This window comes from Actinorugispora endophytica, from assembly GCF_004363075.1.
In the GTDB taxonomy this organism is placed as follows: domain Bacteria; phylum Actinomycetota; class Actinomycetes; order Streptosporangiales; family Streptosporangiaceae; genus Actinorugispora; species Actinorugispora endophytica.
Genome location: NZ_SNYN01000027.1, coordinates 1 through 16,962 on the forward strand (window position 1 = coordinate 1; position 16,962 = coordinate 16,962).

Consider the following 16,962-nt stretch of genomic DNA (forward strand, 5'->3'; position numbering starts at 1 on the left):
GGGGGGGCGGGGGTTTGGGGGGGGGGGGGGGGTGGTGTGGGGGGGGGGGGGGGGGCCCCCCCCCCCCCCCGCCCCCCCCCGGGGCCCACCCCCCACGACCGTCAACAAGACCACCGGTGCCCGAATTCACCCCCGCGCCGGAGCTCCCCTACCAGCCGTCTTGCTCGACGCGCTTGACGGGTTCGCGTACGGTTATCGGCGTATCGCGCGATGCATCCATTCGTCAGCGGTTCCGCGTCGGGAACGCGGCGTTCCGGGCCTACTCCCAGCGGAAGAAGCGGCTCGCCAGCACCGCGCCCGCCGCGGCCCAGACCAGGAGGACCAGGACCGGGGCCAGGGGGAGGAGCGCGCCCTCGGTCAGCACCGCGCGCAGGCCCGAGGCCAGGGCGGTGATGGGCAGGGCCTCCACCACGGGCCGCACGACGGCGGGGTAGCGGTCCACGGGGAAGACCACGCCGCCCAAACCCAGCAGGACGACGTAGACGAGGTTGGCCGCCGCCAGGGTCGCCTCGGCGCGCAGGGTCCCCGCCAGGAGCAGGGCCAGGGAGCTGAACGCGGCGGTGGCCAGCACCAGCAGCGCCGCCGCCGACGCGAAGCCGAGCACGCCGCCCCGCGGGTCCCAGCCCAGGGCCAGGGCCACCCCGGAGATCACCGCGACCTGCAGGACCTGCACCGCCAGCACGGCCAGGGTCTTGGCGCCCAGCAGGCCCAGGCGCGACAGGGGGGTGGCGCCCAGGCGTTTGAGCACGCCGTAGCGGCGCTCGAAGCCGGTGCCGATGGCCTGGCCGGTGAACGCGGTGGACATCACCGCCAGCGCGATGATGCCCGGGGCCAGGAAGTCCACGGCCGCGCCCTCGCCCAGGTCCAGCAGCGAGGTGACGCTGAAGCCGACCAGCAGCAGCACCGGGATGACCATGGTCAGCAGCAGCTGCTCGCCGTTGCGCAGCATGACCCGCAGCTCCATCCCGGCCTGGGCCAGGACCAGGCGCGCCAGCGGCGCGGAACCGGGGTTGGGCGTGAAGTCGATCGGTGCGGCGTGCGAAGTGGATGAGGTCATGAGTCGCGAAGGTCCCGGCCGGTGAGTTCGAGGAAGACGTCTTCGAGGGTGCGCCGGTGTACGCGCAGGTCCTCGGGCAGGACGTCGTTGGCCGCGCACCAGGTGGTCACGGTCGCCACCAGCCCCGGGCCAACGCCCTCGGGGTCGGCGGTGGTCACAACGTACTGCCCTCCGGGGTGCCCGGCGACACTGCAGCCCGGCGGAAGCGCCGCGGTCAGGCCGGACACGTCCAGGTCGGAGACGGCCCGGAAGCGCAGCTCCCGCCCGCCCCGGGTGAGCTCCCCGGTGGGCCCGTCGGCCACCACGCGGCCGTGGTCGATGATCACCACGTGGTCGGCCAGGCGTTCGGCCTCCTCCATGTAGTGCGTGGTCAGGACCACACCGACCCCGGCGGAGCGCAGGTCGCCGACCAGTTCCCAGGCGGCGATGCGGGCCTGGGGGTCGAGTCCGGCCGTGGGCTCGTCCAGGAACACCAGTTCGGGGCGGCCGATGACGGCGGCCGCCAGGCTCAGGCGCTGCTGCTGCCCCCCCGACAGGCGGCGGAACGGGGTCCTGGCCGCCGAGGTCAGGCCCAGGCGCTCCAGGAGCAGGCCGGGCGGGACGGGGTCGGCGTGGAACGCGGCCATCAGCCGCAGCCACTCCCCGGCGCGCGCCCCGGTGGGCACCCCGCCGGACTGCAGCATGACGCCGACCCTGGGCTTGAGCGCGCGGGCGTCGCGCACCGGGTCCAGGCCCAGCACCCGGACGCGGCCCGCGTCGGCTCGGCGGAACCCCTCGCAGACCTCGATCGTGGAGGTCTTCCCGGCTCCGTTGGGGCCCAGCAGCGCGGTCACCGCGCCGCGGGGGGCCGTGAACGACAGGTCGGCCACGGCGGTGGTGTCGCCGTAGCGCTTGACCAAGCCGGTGACCTCGACCGCGGCTGTATCCATGACGAAAAGTGTAGGCGGGGGGCGCGGAGGCGTCGCACGGGGTGAGCGGTCCGCGGGCGATCCCCGCGCCGGCGTTCCCCGATGTCCGTTCCCGGGGAACGCCGGCGCGGGGATCGTCGGGGGAGCGAGTGTCTCGCGATCCGGGACCGAAGTCTCTCCATTCGGGACGAAGGTCTCTGGCGAGCGGTCGGACGCGGGGCGCGGAAGGCCCTCCCGGACGCCGAAGTCCCTGTTAGGCAAGGCTAACTTGTGTGCTCCATGGCACTGGTCACAGTTTGCCGCGGGGGACTTAATTAGGCCACACTGGTGTTGTGAAAAACATGAGCGGGCAGCAGCGAGTGGACGGGACGGCCGTGTCGGGCGCGTCCCGCGCGCACGCGGGCCCCGACCTGGGGGCCGAGACCGGCACCCGGGCCAGGGTCGCCAGGCTCATTCTCGAACATGGTCCGATCACGGCGTCCCTGCTGGGCGAGCGTCTCGGGCTGACCTCGGCGGCCATCCGCCGCCACCTCGACAACCTGATGAGCGAGGGGCTGGTCGAGGCCCGCGACGCCCGCCCCGTCGGACGCCGCGGCCGGGGCAGGCCCGCCCGCGTCTTCGCGCTCACCGGGGCCGGGCGCGACGTGTTCGTGCACGGCTACGACGACCTCGCCTCCAGCGCGCTGCGCTTCCTCGCGGAGAAGGCCGGTCCCCAGGCCGTCGCCGAGTTCGCCCGCCACCAGGTGGACGAGCTCGAACGCCGGTACCGGCCCGGCCTCGCCGCGGCGCCCCCGCAGCAGCGCGTCCGGCTGCTCGCCGAGGCGCTCTCCTCCGACGGCTACGCGGCCTCGGCCGGGGAGGCCCCCGCGCCGGGCGGCGGCGAGCAGCTGTGCCAGCACCACTGCCCCGTCGCCCACGTGGCGTCGGAGTTCCCGGAGCTGTGCGACGCCGAGGTCGAGGCCTTCGCGCGGCTGCTGGGCACCCCGGTGCGCCGCCTGGCGACCATCGCCCACGGCGACGGCGTCTGCACCACCCATGTCAGCCCCAGGGACATCAGCTCCACCACCCTGACCCCCGAGGCCCGCCCCGAGCGGGACACGGGCAGCAAACGCCACAACAGGACGCCCCGTCCAGGAGGATCCGCGTAATGACGTCTATCGCGCACCCCGAGCTCGAAGGGCTCGGCACCTATGAGTACGGCTGGGCCGACTCCGACGCAGCCGGCGCCTCCGCGCGCCGCGGCCTCAACGAGGAGGTCGTCCGTGACATCTCGGGCAAGAAGAGCGAGCCCGAGTGGATGCGCGACCTGCGCCTGAAGTCGCTCAAGCTCTTCGGCAAGAAGCCGATGCCCGCCTGGGGCGCCGACCTGTCGAACATCGACTTCGACAACATCAAGTACTTCGTGCGGTCCACGGAGAAGCAGGCCGCCTCCTGGGAGGAACTGCCCGAGGACATCAAGAACACCTACGACAGGCTGGGCATCCCCGAGGCCGAGAAGCAGCGCCTGGTCGCCGGTGTCGCCGCGCAGTACGAGTCCGAGGTCGTCTACCACCAGATCCGCGAGGACCTGGAGGCCCAGGGCGTCATCTTCCTGGACACCGACACCGCCCTGAAGGAGCACCCCGAGCTCTTCAAGGAGTACTTCGGCACGGTCATCCCGGCCGGCGACAACAAGTTCGCCGCGCTGAACACGGCCGTGTGGAGCGGCGGGTCCTTCATCTACGTGCCCAAGAACGTGCACGTGGAGATCCCGCTCCAGGCCTACTTCCGGATCAACACCGAGAACATGGGCCAGTTCGAGCGCACGCTGATCATCGTCGACGAGGGCGCCTACGTGCACTACGTCGAGGGCTGCACCGCGCCGATCTACAAGTCGGACTCGCTGCACTCCGCGGTCGTGGAGATCATCGTCAAGAAGAACGCCCGCTGCCGCTACACCACCATCCAGAACTGGTCGAACAACGTCTTCAACCTGGTCACCAAGCGCGCCGTGGCCTACGAGGGCGCGACCATGGAGTGGATCGACGGCAACATCGGCTCCCAGGTCACCATGAAGTACCCGGCCGTCTACCTGATGGGCGAGTACGCCAAGGGCGAGACCCTGTCCATCGCCTTCGCGGGCGAGGGCCAGCACCAGGACACCGGCTCCAAGATGGTGCACTGCGCGCCCAACACCTCCTCCACCATCATCTCCAAGTCGGTGGCCCGAGGCGGCGGCCGCGCCTCCTACCGCGGCCTGGTCCAGGTCCAGGAGGGCGCCGAGCACTCCAAGTCCACGGTCAAGTGCGACGCCCTGCTGATCGACACCATCAGCCGGTCCGACACCTACCCGTACGTGGACGTGCGTGAGGACGACGTGGAGATGGGGCACGAGGCCACCGTCTCCAAGGTCAGCGAGGACCAGCTCTTCTACCTGATGAGCCGCGGTCTGAACGAGGACGAGGCCATGGCCATGATCGTCCGCGGGTTCGTCGAGCCCATCGCTCGCGAGCTTCCCATGGAGTACGCGCTGGAACTGAACCGGCTCATCGAGCTGCAGATGGAAGGAGCGGTCGGCTGATCATGGCCACCCCCAATCTCGGAATCAAGGAACACAGCCACGGCGGCGACCTTCCTGTCTCCAAACTCGACGTCCACGGATCGTTCGACCTGGACGACTTCCCCAAGCCCAACGGGCGCGAGGAGGAGTGGCGCTTCACCCCGCTGCGCCGCCTGCGCGGACTCCACGACGGCCGCGACATCGCCGACGGCGTGGTGACGGTCGACGTCACCGCGCCCGACGAGGTCGTCGTCGAGACCGTGGGCCGCGACGACGCCCGCCTGGGCACGTCCTTCCTGCCCACCGACCGCGTCAGCGCCCTGGCCTACCAGTCCTTCACCGAGGCCGTCGTCGTCACGGTGCCCAAGGAGGTCGAGGCCGGAGCCCCGGTGTTCGTCCGGATCACCGGCACCGAGCAGGGCGACGCCTACGGCCACGTCCTGGTCCGGGCCGAGCGGCACTCCGCCGCCACCGTGGTCCTGGAGTACGCGGGCAACTCCGTCTACGCCGACAACGTCGAGTTCGTCGTCGAGGACGGCGCCCGGCTCGACGTCATCAGCCTCCAGGACTGGGAGCGCGACGCCGTCCACGTGTCGCACCACTACACCAGGGTCGGCCGCGACGCCCGCTTCCGCAGCTTCGTGGTCACCCTGGGCGGCGACCTCGTGCGCCTGTCCCCCAAGGTCGCCTACACCGGCCCCGGCGGCGACGCCGAGCTGTTCGGCCTGTACTTCACCGGCGAGGGCCAGCACCACGAGCACCGCTCGCTGATCGACCACAACGTCTCGCGCACCCGCAGCCGCGTCGAGTACAAGGGCGCGCTCAGCGGCGAGGGCGCGCACGCGGTGTGGATCGGCGACGTGATCATCGGCGAGGGCACCGAGGGCACCGACTCCTACGAGCACAACCGCAACCTCGTGCTCACCGACGGCACCCGCGTGGACTCCGTGCCCAACCTGGAGATCTTCACCGGCGAGGTCGAGGGAGCCGGGCACGCCAGCGCCAGCGGCCGCCTGGACGACGTGCACCTGTTCTACCTGCAGTCGCGCGGCATCCCCGCCGACGCCGCCCGCCGCCTGGTGATCCGGGGATTCTTCGCCGAGCTCATCAACCGGATCGAGATCCCCGAGCTGCGCGAGCGCATCATGACGGAGGTCGAGGAGAAGCTGGCCCTCCATGAGTAGTGAAGGCGCGTTCACCAAGGTCTGCGCGCTCGGCGACGTCCCCGAAGAGGGCGCGCTGGGCGTGGAGGTCGGCGACACCCCTGTCGCCATCGTGCGCAGCGAGGGCGAGGTGTACGCCATCAGCGACATCTGCTCCCACGCCGAGGTGAACCTGTCCGAGGGCGAGGTCGAGGACGGCACCATCGAGTGCTGGCTGCACGGCTCGTGCTTCGACCTGCGCTCGGGCAAGCCGATCAACCCGCCGGCCACCCAGGCGGTCCCCACGTACGTTGTGAAGATCGACGGCGACGACGTGCTCGTCTCGTTGGACACCAAGAACTCTTAGAGGCTGAACACATGACCAAGTTCGAGATCCGCGGTCTGCGCGCCGACGTCCTCATCGGCGCCGAGGAGCGCAAGGAGATCCTCAAGGGCGTCGACCTCACCATCAACTCCGGTGAGACCCACGCCATCATGGGCCCCAACGGCTCCGGCAAGTCCACGCTGGCCTACGCCGTCGCCGGGCACCCCAAGTACGAGATCACCGGCGGCGAGGTCCTGCTCGACGGCGAGAACGTGCTGGAGATGAGCGTCGACGAGCGCGCCCGCGCCGGCCTGTTCCTCGCCATGCAGTACCCGGTCGAGGTTCCCGGCGTGTCCATGTCCAACTTCCTGCGCAGCGCCGTCACCGCGGTGCGCGGGGAGGCCCCCAAGCTGCGCGCCTTCTCCAAGGAGCTCCAGGGCGCCATGAGCGGCCTGTCCATCGACCCGTCCTTCGCCGGGCGCGGCGTCAACGAGGGCTTCTCCGGCGGCGAGAAGAAGCGCCACGAGATCCTCCAGCTGGAGCTGCTCAAGCCCAAGGTGGCCATCCTGGACGAGACCGACTCCGGCCTCGACGTGGACGCCCTCAAGGTCGTCTCCGAGGGAATCAACCGGGCCAAGGCCACCGGCGAGGTCGGCGTCATGCTGATCACGCACTACACCCGCATCCTCAACTACGTGAAGCCCGACTTCGTGCACGTCTTCGCGGGCGGCCGCGTCGCCGAGTCCGGTGGCCCGGAGCTGGCCGACGTGCTGGAGTCCGAGGGCTACGAGCGTTTCGTGAAGGTGGGCGCTTAACAGTGACCGGACGCGAGCTGGACGTCGAGGCGATCCGGGCGGATTTCGCGATCCTGTCCCGGACCGTCCGCGACGAGCGCCCGCTGGTGTACCTCGACTCCGGGGCGACCTCGCAGAAGCCCCGGCAGGTCCTCGACGCCGAGCGGGAGTTCTACGAACGCCACAACGCGGCGGTGCACCGGGGGGCGCACCAGCTCGCGGAGGAGGCCACCGACGCCTACGAGAACGCCCGCGCCACCATCGCGGCCTTCGTCGGCGCCTCCGCGGAGGAGGTGGTCTTCACCAAGAACGCCACCGAGGCCGTCAATCTCGTCGCCTACGCCATGAGCAACGCGGCCACCGCCGGCGAGGAGTTCGCCCGCCTGGCCGTGGGACCGGGCGACGAGGTGGTCGTCACCGAGATGGAGCACCACGCCAACCTGGTGCCGTGGCAGGAGCTGTGCAAGCGCACCGGGGCGACCCTGCGCTGGTTCGGCGTCACCGACGAGGGCCGCCTGGACCTGTCGGACATCGGCGACCTGGTCAACGAGCGCACCCGGCTCGTGGCTCTCACCCACCAGTCCAACGTGCTGGGCACCGTCAACCCGGTCCGCGAGATCGCGGCCCGGGCCCGCGAGGTCGGCGCGCTGGTGCTGCTGGACGGCGCCCAGTCGGTGCCGCACATGCCGGTGGACGTGGCCGAGCTCGACGCGGACTTCCTGGTCTTCTCCGGCCACAAGATGCTGGGGCCCAACGGCATCGGCGTGCTGTGGGGGCGGCGCGAGCTGCTCGAGGCCATGCCGCCGTTCATCTCGGGCGGCTCCATGATCGGCGTGGTGCACATGGACCACTCCACGTGGGCCGAGCCGCCGCAGCGCTTCGAGGCCGGGGTGCCCATGGCGCCCCAGGCCGTGGGGCTGGCCGCGGCGTGCGACTACCTCAACGCCATCGGCATGGAGAACGTCGCCGCGCACGAGCACGCCCTCGTGGAATACGCGCTCAAGCACGTCGGTTCCATCGAAGGCGTGCGGATCATCGGCCCGGCCGACGCCGAGTCGCGCGGGGGAGCGGTGTCGTTCACCGTCGAGGGCATCCACCCGCACGACGTCGGCCAGGTCCTGGACGACCGGGGCGTGGCCGTACGCGTGGGGCACCACTGCGCGTGGCCGCTGCACCGGAGGTTCTCCGCGGTGGCCACCACACGGGCCTCGTTCTACCTGTACAACTCCTTCGCCGACGTCGACGCGCTGGTCGAGGGTGTCCGCGAGGCGCAGCGGTTCTTCGGCGTGGTCCGAAGCTAGAAGGGGCTTTTGCTCATGAAGCTGGACGCGATGTACCAGGAGATCATCCTGGACCACTACCGCAACCCGCACCACAAGGGGCTGCGGGAGCCGTTCGACGCCGAGAGCCACCACATCAACCCGACCTGCGGCGACGAGGTCACGCTGCGCGTGGCCCTGACGCCTTCGGGGAGCGGCCTCGACGGCACGGCCACCGTCGCCGACGTCTCCTACGACAGCATGGGCTGCTCCATCAGCCAGGCCAGCGCCTCGGTGATGACGGAGCTGCTCATCGGCAGGACCGTCGACGAGGGACTGGCCGTCCTGGACGAGTTCACCGCGCTCATGCAGTCCAAGGGCCAGGGCGAGCCCGACGAGGACGTGCTGGAGGACGCGGTGGCCTTCGCCGGGGTGTCGCAGTACCCCGCCCGTATCAAGTGCGCCCTGCTCGCCTGGATGGCGTGGAAGGACGCGACCGCCAAGTCGCTGGCAACCGAGAAGGAGGGCGCCGCATGACCGCCGCGAACGAGACCGCCGAAGCCCCGAAGGCCCCGGCCGCCGAGGTGGACGAGGCGCTGAACGAGGAGATCATCGAGGCGATGAAGGACGTCATCGACCCCGAGCTCGGGGTCAATGTCGTCGATCTGGGCCTGGTCTACGGTCTGAACGTGGACGGCTCCGTCATCACCGTCGACATGACGCTGACCAGCGCCGCGTGTCCGCTCACCGACGTGCTGGAGGACCAGGTCGCCAGCGCGCTGGAGGAGTTCGACCGCGAGGTCAGGCTCAACTGGGTCTGGATGCCGCCGTGGGGCCCGGACAAGATCACCGACGACGGCCGCGACCAGCTGCGGATGCTGGGCTTCAACGTCTGAGGCCCGCCACCGACGTCCGTAAGGGGCGCCTCCCACCCCGGGAGCGCGCCCCTTTCCCCGTTCTCCCGCCGATCGTGGCCTTCCCGGGGGCTCAACCGCTTCCGAGACCCCGGAAAGGCCACGATCGGCGGGGAGAGCACTCAGGGGACGGCCACGGTCCAGGACGTCGAGACCGTGGTGAAGCCGAGCCTCTCGTACAGGCCGCGGGCCGGGTTGCCCTCGGTCACCGCCAGGCCCAGGACGGGGACCCCCTGGCCGGCCAGTACGGCCGCGGCGCGGCGCAGCAGCAGCGCGCCGACGCCGCGGGGGCCGCGGGCGGGGTCCTTGAAGACGTCGCCGATCCAGGCCAGGCCCGGTTCGGCCATGAAGACCAGGACGCCGGCCACGACCCGGTCGCCGGCGTCCACCGCCAGTCCGCTGGCCTCCCGGGACAACGGGCCCAGGATCGAGCCGGCGAGCAGGTCGGCGGTCAGGGCGAGCCTGGACGCCTCGTCCTGGTCGGCGGGGTGGTCGGGGTGCCCGGGCGGGTAGGCGGCCAGCACCGCGGGCAGGAGGGCGCCGGCGCCGCGGTCGCACGGCACGAGCCGGACCCCCTCGACGGGCGGCGCGGCACCCCGCTCCGGCGGCGCGGCGGCCGGGTCCAGGTCCATCCGGTGCGCCTTGCGCAGCGGCCGGGCGCCCGCGGCCAGCAGCCGCTCGCCGACATCGACGGGAGCGCTGACCGCCCAACCGGACAGGCCGGCCAGGATGGCCTCGGTGGGGTCGCCCACCACGTCCCGCAGGTCCCGCGCCCACGGAAGCCCGGCGCGGTCCCCGAGCGCGTAGGTGCACACCGTCGCGCCCCGCGCGTCGGTCAGGGCGCGGCGGCGCCGGACACCGGCCGGCATCAGTGCGCCGCGTACAGGGTGTTGCGCAGTTCCGCGACGATGTCGTCGTCGCCGCGTTTGGCCAGGAGTTCGAGCAGTTCGTTCGGGCTGCCGTCGAACGCCTCGCCGTTCTCGCTGATCCGGCGGGCGATGATGTCCAGCGCCTCCTCGGTGCCGGCGTGGGCGGTGTAGCCGATGAGGCTCAGCGCCTTGCCGGTGGGGCCCGGGTCGCCGAGCGCGGCGGTGGGCAGCAGCCGTGCGTCGAGCCGGTCGCCGTTGACGGTGATGAAGACCCGGTCGCCCGCTTGGGCGCCCTGGCGGCGCAGCAGCGGGCGCAGCGAGTCGAACGCGGGCTGGTCCCGCCACACCAGGACCAGCAGGTCGGCGCCGGGCCCGGTCAGGCAGAGCAGGCGCCCCGGCTGGAGCCCGAGGTGGGTGGCGTACCCCGGCGGAACCGTCACCGGCGCGCCGTTGAGCTGGTCGCCCGTGACGTCCACCCGGTGCCACCAGCGCCCGTCCGGTGCCCGGAAGCAGCGGGCCGAGGAGGCCACGCCCGCCTTGGGCTCGGGGCGGGGCTGGGAGGCGGTGGGACGGCGCCGGATGGGCAGGCCGTTGGCGGTGGTCGACTTGGGGGAGTCGGGGGTGAGGGCGGTGTGCCCGCCGAAGCCGCCCGCGGGCTCTGCGGCGTTCAGCGGGACGGCCTCGTCCACCAGGACGTACCCGTCCTGGATGCTCACGCCCGGGGTGTTCAGCAGCCACGCGCGCAGCGCCTGGGCGCGGATGCCGAGGGTGGCCAGCCGGATGCCCGCTTCGGTGACGCTCGGCCGGCCCACGACGAGTTGGCGGGTCTGCCAGCGCAGCTGCCCGGTGTCGGAGGTCAGCAGCCAGTTGTCGTCGAGGCGGCGGTCGGTGAACAGCGTCATGACGATGCGCCACAGCGGGATGCCCAGAGAGGGCACGTCGACCGGGTGGTCGGGATGCGCGCTGATCAGGTGGTCGATGGTGGTGGCGCTGCCCAGCTGCTCGGACACGTCGCGCACGTGCTTGGACATCGGCGCGCCGTCCGGGGAGCCGAGCCACTGGAGCAGGCGGTCCTCCACGGTGCGCTGGGCTCCGCGCAGCTCGCCGATGTCCATTTGGAGCTGGTCGGCCAGAAGCCGGATGCTGGTCGGTTCGGAGGTGAAGAGCCGTTCGGTGACGATGAGCCGTTCGAGGTCGTTCCACCCCCGGCAGAGCTGGTCGATCAGGTCGATCAGCGGGTGCTCGCCGAGTTCGGGGGCGGGTGCGGTGACCACGCTGGGGACCGGGACCGCGACCGGTTCCATGCCGCGCATCGCCTTCGGCGGGCCGAAGGACGGGCGGCGCAGTGTGCGGCCGGGGCCGAGGAGGGGGCTGCCGCCGCGCCGGGCCAGCGCCGGGACCGGTTCGGCGGCCTCGGCGCGGGCGTGGGCGGCGGACCGGGACGCGGGGGGAGCCTGCTCCTCGCCGGGGTCGCGGTCGCGGTTGGCGCGCAGGGCCCGCAGCGTCCGGATGGCGCGGGTGGCGGGGCTCTGCGGGGTCTCCTCGGGGTCCGTGGTGGGTCCGGCGCACTCGGCGCCGGTGGCGTTGGTGAGGTAGGCCAGCGCGTTGTGCACGTGGTCCGGAGCGGAGGAGGGCATCCAGTTCGCGATGGTGCGGACGGCCTCGATCATCAGGGCGGGGGAGGGGGTGGGCCCGCCGCTGGGGTCGCCGGTGAACGGGTTCACCGCCCGCCACATCACCATGCTGACGACCTCGACGACGTCGCAGTTGCCGGGGAAGCCCCACTCGCGCATCGTCGAGGGGGAGGCGGAGATCAGCTGCTCCCAGTTGCCCGCGGTGGCCAGTACGGCGCCGCGCACGGGTTCGGCGATCTCGTCCATGTCCACCGCGAGCGCGCGCAGGGTCGGCAGGAACTCGCAGATGGCCAGGTGGTCCCACTGCTCGACGGTCAGCCGGGCCAGGCAGTGCGCCAACCACGTGGGTCCGGCGATGTCCAGGACCCGGGGGAGGGGAAGCGACCGCCACCAGCCGTCCACCAGCCGGGTGTGCCGAAGGACGTCGGCGACGTCGGCCGACTTGCTCCACCGCAGGGCGGGGGCGAGGTCGGTGAGGCAGATCGGTGAGACGGCGTTCATCTGCTGGGGACCTCGACCTCCTGGCATACGGCTCGCTGGACGCGCGGAAAGCGGCACGGACGTCCGGCTGTGCCCTCCACACTACGCTTCCCGGGGTGTGACGGGCGCCGGACGGGGTTTCCGCCGCGGTCGTCGCGCTGCCGCGGGGGCACGTCCGGGGTGCGGACGCTGGTTCGACGTCAGCGGAGCCGACCTCTCGCAGATCGTACGTGTGCGGACGCGTCCTGTGTAGCCCCGGGCTGGAAAAAGCCGGACACCGGGCCGTGGAGGCGCAGGTCAGGATGTCCTGTTCGAATATGAACATTTACCGGGCGGGTGCCGCCCCGGATTCGCCCGGGCTGTGACCGAAGTCACGCCTCGGTGGCGTGGGGGGCGGCGGCCCCCGGCTCCCCACCCGGGGCGCTACTCCGAGGCCAGGGCCAGGACCGTCTCCGGGTAGATCGGGACGCTCACCGGGTTGCCCGGGTTCACCGCCAGGCCCACGCCGCGGGGGAGGGCGTCGACCAGCTCCCTGGTCCGGACGACGGTGAAGGGGAGGTCGCTGCTGCGGACGCTCAGCTGCTCCTGGGAGGTGAAGACCGGGACGAACGGCGATCCGTCCACGTCCAGGGTGGGCAGTGCGACGGATCCGTCGTCCTGTGTTCCCGCGCCCTCGGGGAGCGGGACCCACAGGCTCCCCTCCTTCAACGTGCCGATGAACGCGGAGACCGACTCCATGCCCGCCTCGTCGTCGTCGTCGCCGTCGACGTCGGCCGAGGGCGGGGGAACCGACTGCTCGACGGCCGCCGCGAGGGCCTCCTCCACCGGGTTGACGGGGAACGGGACGGAATCGGCTCCGGCGGGGCCGGTCGGGGTGGTCATGGCCGTGCACTCCTCACGTGGGCGGGACAGCGGCGCGCCCCGTCGGGCCGGGCGAAGACGTCCAAACCCGCCGGTAGGCGGCAACGGTATGCTTGTCAGGCCCGCTGTACCCTCCCGATCCGGCTTGACACATCCCCGCGGTGTGACGAGGACACCGCGCGCCGGATCGTGGCGGCCATCCACGCCGCGATCCGATCCAGTGTCAGTTTCGGGCGGCATGATTGGTTGACGTGACTGACCTCGATACGAACCTCCCCCACCGCGCGCGGCCCGAGAACCCGACGGCCATCCGCTCCTACGTGGCTATCGGGGACAGCATCACCGAGGGTCTGGACGATCCGCGCCCGGACGGCTCCTATCTGGGGTTCGCCGACCGACTCGCCGAGCACCTCGGCGCGCGGGTGCCGGGATTCCGCTACGCCAACCTCGCGGTGCGCGGGCGCCGCATGGACCGGATCTTCGGCGAGCAGTTGGAGCAGGCACTGGAGTTCGCCCCCGACCTGGTGACGGTGAACGCCGGAGGCAACGACGTGCTGCGTCCCGGCACCGACCTGGACCGGATAGCCCGGCAGTTCGACGGGGGCGTCCGCCGGCTGCGCGAGGCCGGGATCAGGGTGGTCATCCTCTCGGGCCACGACACGGGCTGGATCCCGGTACTGCGCGTGTACCGCGGCCGCATCGCGGTGTTCAGCATGCACCTGCGCGCCATCGCCGAGCGAAACAACGTCGACATCGTCGACCTGTGGTCGATGGACGCCCTCAACGACCCCCGGGCCTGGAGCGTGGACCGCCTGCACCTCAACGCCGCGGGCCACCGGATCGTCGCGGCGCGCATCGCCGACCTGCTCGACCAGCCCATCGGCCCCCGCGAGACGTGGGCGAACCCCTGGGACACCCCCTACGCGAGGCCGCCCCGCATCCTGCGCCGCCGCGAGACCCGCAGGTGGGCGGTGGAGTTCCTGGTCCCGTGGCTGGGCCGCCGGGTCATGGGACGCTCGTCGGGTGACGGCAGGCTCCCCAAGCGGCCCGGACTGACCGAGCTGGTCGCGGAGCTGGAGTCCGGGGAACCCGGCCGCGACCGCTGACCGGGGCCTGATCGCCGGGTTCCGCCCTCGCTCGGAATGATCATGGGCTTTCCGCCCTTTAAGGCCCCGAAACGGGCGGAAAGCCCAAGACCGTCAACAAAACCACCGGTGCCCGAATTCACCCCCGCGCCGGAGGTTCCCTACTCCCGGGACAGGCTGCGGATGAGGTCGCCCACGTGGACCACACCCATGCACTGGCCGAACTCGTTGGTGGCGATCAGGTCGTCGTAGACCCGTTCGCGTTCGGTCCCCGCGGCGCGCAGCGCGGTCAGCGCCGGGGCGCTGCGCGGCACCGTCCGCGGGGAGTCCGCCAGCCGCTGAGCGGGGCGTCTGGCGTGCAGCGCGTGCCCGTAGGGCCCGGTGATGGCGAGCAGGAAGCGCGCCCGGTCCACGGCCGCCACCGGTCGCTCGCGGTGGTCGATCAGGATCACGCTGTTCAGCGCGGAGTCATTGCTGAACGCCTCGAGGACCTCCTCGGAGGTCGCCTCACCGGTCATGGTCACCGCGGGGAGCATGAACTCCGAGACCCGCGGCCCCGGATCCAGGCCCGGCGAGGTCGAGTCGAGGGAGAGATCCGGAACCGGGGCGACGCGCTCGCCCGGGGCCCAGTCGTCCCCGGCGAACAGCGGGCCCTGGGCGAGCCGGACCCCGGCCCGGCGCAGGCTCGCCAGCTGGGGCACCGAGGTCACCCCCGACGCGAGCGGGAAGGACCCGGCACCGCGTCCGATCCGGGCCATTCCCTCCACGATCGCGGTGAACCGCTCGTTGCCGGGCAGCCCCGAGGTCAGCGTGCCGTCGACGCGGAACAGGAACGGCGCGGTCTCCACGAGCACGTCGGGTGCGACCCGCGCGGTGCCGAGCGCGTACCGGAACCCCATCTCCCGGATGTGCCCCACCCCCCTGAGGAGGTGGGGGTGCGGGAGTTCCCGGAGTTCGGCGCCGACCATCAGCGTGATGTCGCGCGGCCGCCGTCCGGTCCGGCGGAGAGTGTCCTCCAGGTGGGCGAACGGTTCGCGCCCGGCGGTGAGCAGCCGCGCGGGGACCGGCAGCACCAGCGGGAGCAGGCTCTCCCGCGAGACGACCTCGCGGGCGAGCCGTCCCAGCCGCTCGGACAGCGCGGAGACGTCCTCGCCGCGCTGCTCTTCGGAGGGGAGCAGGGCCTCGACGGCCAGTACCGCCCCGGAGTCCAGGTCGACGATCGGACGCAGTGTCATCGGCCGGCCCTCGGCCGGTTCGGTGCCGGGCCGAGCGTCGCTGTGAAAACCCGTCTGTGGAGGCACTCCACAATGGTCGCGATTCCTTAGGGAATCAGGGAGACGTCCGGGTTAAGAGGGGTTGAATTCTCCGTATTCCCTTACGCTCGGATGGGGAGAGGGAACCGACGGTTGTCTTCGCAGGGTGAACCGCGATTCTGGAAAGTGAGTTGAAACACTTTCCCGAAATTCGGAAAGCGGGCTTCCACCTGTGCGGACAGGTTTTCCGGGTGAATAAGCGAAACACGGGTCCTGTCGACGGCCTCGACGCCGGCGCTCCGAAATCGAGGTTTTCGGAGCGCCGGCGTCGAGGCCGTCGACAGGACCCGTGTGGACGGCCGTCGCCCGACCGGGCACGTGGAACGTCGATGTGAGACCGCGGTCCGGCCAGAGGGGGCGGGGCGGCCGCGGAGGATCATCCGGCCGCCCCGCCCCCCCCCGGCCGGGCGGGGCTCCCCCACCGGCGGTCTAGGCGCGGCGGAAGACGAGGGCGATGTTGTGGCCGCCGAAGCCGAAGGACTCGTTGATGGCGGCGATGTCCCCGGTGGGCAGGTCGCGCGGCTTGTCCAGGACGACGTCCACGGCCACCTCGGGGTCGAGCTGGTCGGTGTTGATCGTCGCCGGGACCGTGCCGTCGCGCAGGGCGAGGATCGTCGCGATGGACTCCACCGCCCCGGCGCCGCCCAGGAGGTGGCCGGTCATGGACTTGGTGGAGGTGACGGCGACCTGGTCGGTGATGTCGCCCAGCGCCGAGCGGATGGCGCGGGTCTCGCCGGTGTCCCCCGCGGGGGTGGACGTGGCGTGCGCGTTGATGTGGAAGATGTCCGCGGGCTCGAGGTCCGCGTCCTCCAGCGCGTAGTGGATCGCCCGCGCCTGTCCCTCGCCCGACGGGTCGGGCTGCACGATGTCGTGCGCGTCGCAGGTGTAGCCGGCTCCGGCGGCCACCGCGTAGACGCGGGCCCCCCGCGCCGCGGCGTGCTCGGCGGACTCCAGTACGAGGATGCCCGCGCCCTCGCCCATGACGAAGCCGTCCCGGGTGACGTCGAAGGGACGCGACGCGCCCTGGGGGTCGTCGTTGCGGGTCGACAGCGCGCGCATGGCGGCGAACGAGGCGATGTTCAGGGGGTGGATCGCGGCCTCGGTCCCGCCGGCGATCACGATGTCGGCGCGGCCCGAGCGGATCATGTCGATGGCGTCGGCGATGGCCTCGGCGCTGGAGGCGCAGGCGCTCACCGGGGAGTGCGCGCCGGCGCGCGCGCCGAACTCCAGGGCCACGGCGGCCGCGGGGCTGTTGGGCATGAGCATCGGCACCGTGAACGGCGAGACGCGCTTCCAGCCCTTCTCGCGGAAGGTGTCGTACTGGTTCAGGATCGTCAGGATGCCGCCGATGCCGCTGGAGACCACGGCGCCCAGGCGCAGCGGGTCGACCTCGGGGGCTCCCGCGTCGGTCCACGCCTCGCGGGCGGCGACCAGCGAGAACTGCTGGGTGCGGTCCAGACGGCGGAGCCGGTGCCGCTCGAGCTTCTCCGACGGGTCCACGGCGGCGATCCCGGCGAAGTGCACGGGGAGCTTCTCGTGCCACTCCTCGGGCAGGTTGGTGATGCCGGACCGACCTTCGAGCAGCGCCGACCAGGTAGTGGCGACGTCACCACCCAGCGGGGTGGTGGCTCCAAGGCCGGTGACGACGACTTCGCGGTTACTCATGGCCGATCGCCCTCTCGTCTGGTGGTCGGTCCCCGGGGCGTGCCGCCGCGCCGGGGAGGACGGCGTGGGACGCGCGGACGCGCGTCCCGGTGTGCCCGCCGACGGCACGGCGTCGGC

Annotated in this window: 16 protein-coding genes; 9 read left to right on the forward strand and 7 right to left on the reverse strand. The window is 71.9% G+C overall.

Features of this window, described 5'->3' with window-relative positions:
* Positions 1 to 259 precede the first annotated feature (259 nt).
* Together EV190_RS20675 and EV190_RS20680 are read right to left on the reverse strand one after the other, a co-directional pair.
* On the reverse strand, positions 260 to 1,057 hold the full coding sequence (locus tag EV190_RS20675) for an ABC transporter permease (protein ID WP_133743264.1): 798 nt from the start codon (positions 1,055 to 1,057) through the stop codon (positions 260 to 262).
* A complete protein-coding gene (locus EV190_RS20680) occupies positions 1,054 to 1,986 on the reverse strand; it encodes an ABC transporter ATP-binding protein (RefSeq protein WP_133743265.1) in 933 nt (310 codons plus the stop codon). The genes EV190_RS20675 and EV190_RS20680 overlap by 4 nt, the downstream gene beginning before the upstream one ends.
* A gap of 320 nt (positions 1,987 to 2,306) precedes the next feature.
* Here EV190_RS20680 and EV190_RS20685 point away from each other — a divergent pair, with 320 nt between their 5' ends.
* Genes EV190_RS20685 through EV190_RS20720 form a run of 8 tightly spaced genes read left to right on the forward strand, consistent with a single transcriptional unit; the run spans position 2,307 to position 8,920 of the window.
* Complete coding sequence (locus EV190_RS20685; protein ID WP_133743313.1) at positions 2,307 to 3,113, forward strand: helix-turn-helix transcriptional regulator; 807 nt, start codon at positions 2,307 to 2,309, stop codon at positions 3,111 to 3,113.
* Positions 3,113 to 4,525, forward strand: a complete 1,413-nt coding sequence (gene sufB, locus EV190_RS20690) for a Fe-S cluster assembly protein SufB (RefSeq protein ID WP_133743266.1) — start codon at positions 3,113 to 3,115, stop codon at positions 4,523 to 4,525. The genes EV190_RS20685 and sufB overlap by 1 nt, the downstream gene beginning before the upstream one ends.
* A 2-nt stretch (positions 4,526 to 4,527) precedes the next feature.
* A complete protein-coding gene (gene sufD, locus EV190_RS20695) occupies positions 4,528 to 5,688 on the forward strand; it encodes a Fe-S cluster assembly protein SufD (protein ID WP_133743267.1) in 1,161 nt (386 codons plus the stop codon).
* The gene (locus EV190_RS20700; RefSeq protein WP_133743268.1) at positions 5,681 to 6,013 is read left to right on the forward strand and encodes a non-heme iron oxygenase ferredoxin subunit; all 333 of its coding nucleotides are present in this window, start codon (positions 5,681 to 5,683) and stop codon (positions 6,011 to 6,013) included. The genes sufD and EV190_RS20700 overlap by 8 nt, the downstream gene beginning before the upstream one ends.
* 11 nt (positions 6,014 to 6,024) lie before the next feature.
* Positions 6,025 to 6,786 (forward strand): Fe-S cluster assembly ATPase SufC, encoded by a 762-nt coding sequence (gene sufC / locus EV190_RS20705; protein ID WP_133743269.1) that lies wholly within the window; start codon positions 6,025 to 6,027, stop codon positions 6,784 to 6,786.
* Positions 6,787 to 6,788: 2 nt separating this feature from the next.
* Complete coding sequence (locus EV190_RS20710; RefSeq protein WP_133743270.1) at positions 6,789 to 8,066, forward strand: cysteine desulfurase; 1,278 nt, start codon at positions 6,789 to 6,791, stop codon at positions 8,064 to 8,066.
* A 15-nt stretch (positions 8,067 to 8,081) separates the two neighbouring features.
* Positions 8,082 to 8,561, forward strand: a complete 480-nt coding sequence (gene sufU / locus EV190_RS20715) for a Fe-S cluster assembly sulfur transfer protein SufU (protein ID WP_133743271.1) — start codon at positions 8,082 to 8,084, stop codon at positions 8,559 to 8,561.
* Entirely contained in the window at positions 8,558 to 8,920 is a 363-nt protein-coding gene (locus EV190_RS20720; RefSeq protein WP_133743272.1) for a metal-sulfur cluster assembly factor, read from the forward strand. The genes sufU and EV190_RS20720 overlap by 4 nt, the downstream gene beginning before the upstream one ends.
* Positions 8,921 to 9,060: 140 nt before the next feature.
* On the opposite strand, the gene EV190_RS20725 is transcribed toward EV190_RS20720, so the two are convergent.
* The 3 genes from EV190_RS20725 to EV190_RS20735 all read right to left on the reverse strand — a co-directional run bounded on the left by EV190_RS20725 (position 9,061) and on the right by EV190_RS20735 (position 12,803).
* Positions 9,061 to 9,807: a GNAT family N-acetyltransferase gene (locus EV190_RS20725; RefSeq protein WP_133743273.1), complete on the reverse strand. Its 747-nt coding sequence runs from the start codon at positions 9,805 to 9,807 to the stop codon at positions 9,061 to 9,063.
* Positions 9,807 to 11,942 (reverse strand): hypothetical protein, encoded by a 2,136-nt coding sequence (locus EV190_RS20730; RefSeq protein ID WP_133743274.1) that lies wholly within the window; start codon positions 11,940 to 11,942, stop codon positions 9,807 to 9,809. The genes EV190_RS20725 and EV190_RS20730 overlap by 1 nt, the downstream gene beginning before the upstream one ends.
* Positions 11,943 to 12,344: 402 nt before the next feature.
* A complete protein-coding gene (locus EV190_RS20735) occupies positions 12,345 to 12,803 on the reverse strand; it encodes an SseB family protein (RefSeq protein WP_133743275.1) in 459 nt (152 codons plus the stop codon).
* A gap of 230 nt (positions 12,804 to 13,033) precedes the next feature.
* Between EV190_RS20735 and EV190_RS20740 the strand changes: the two genes are divergently transcribed.
* Positions 13,034 to 13,888, forward strand: coding sequence for an SGNH/GDSL hydrolase family protein (locus EV190_RS20740; protein WP_133743276.1), 855 nt, complete (start codon positions 13,034 to 13,036; stop codon positions 13,886 to 13,888).
* Positions 13,889 to 14,028: 140 nt separating this feature from the next.
* Here EV190_RS20740 and EV190_RS20745 read toward each other — a convergent pair whose 3' ends face one another.
* Positions 14,029 to 15,102 (reverse strand): EAL domain-containing protein, encoded by a 1,074-nt coding sequence (locus tag EV190_RS20745; protein ID WP_133743277.1) that lies wholly within the window; start codon positions 15,100 to 15,102, stop codon positions 14,029 to 14,031.
* 507 nt (positions 15,103 to 15,609) lie between these two features.
* Complete coding sequence (fabF, locus tag EV190_RS20750) at positions 15,610 to 16,845, reverse strand: beta-ketoacyl-ACP synthase II (RefSeq protein ID WP_133743278.1); 1,236 nt, start codon at positions 16,843 to 16,845, stop codon at positions 15,610 to 15,612.
* Positions 16,846 to 16,962 lie beyond the last annotated feature (117 nt).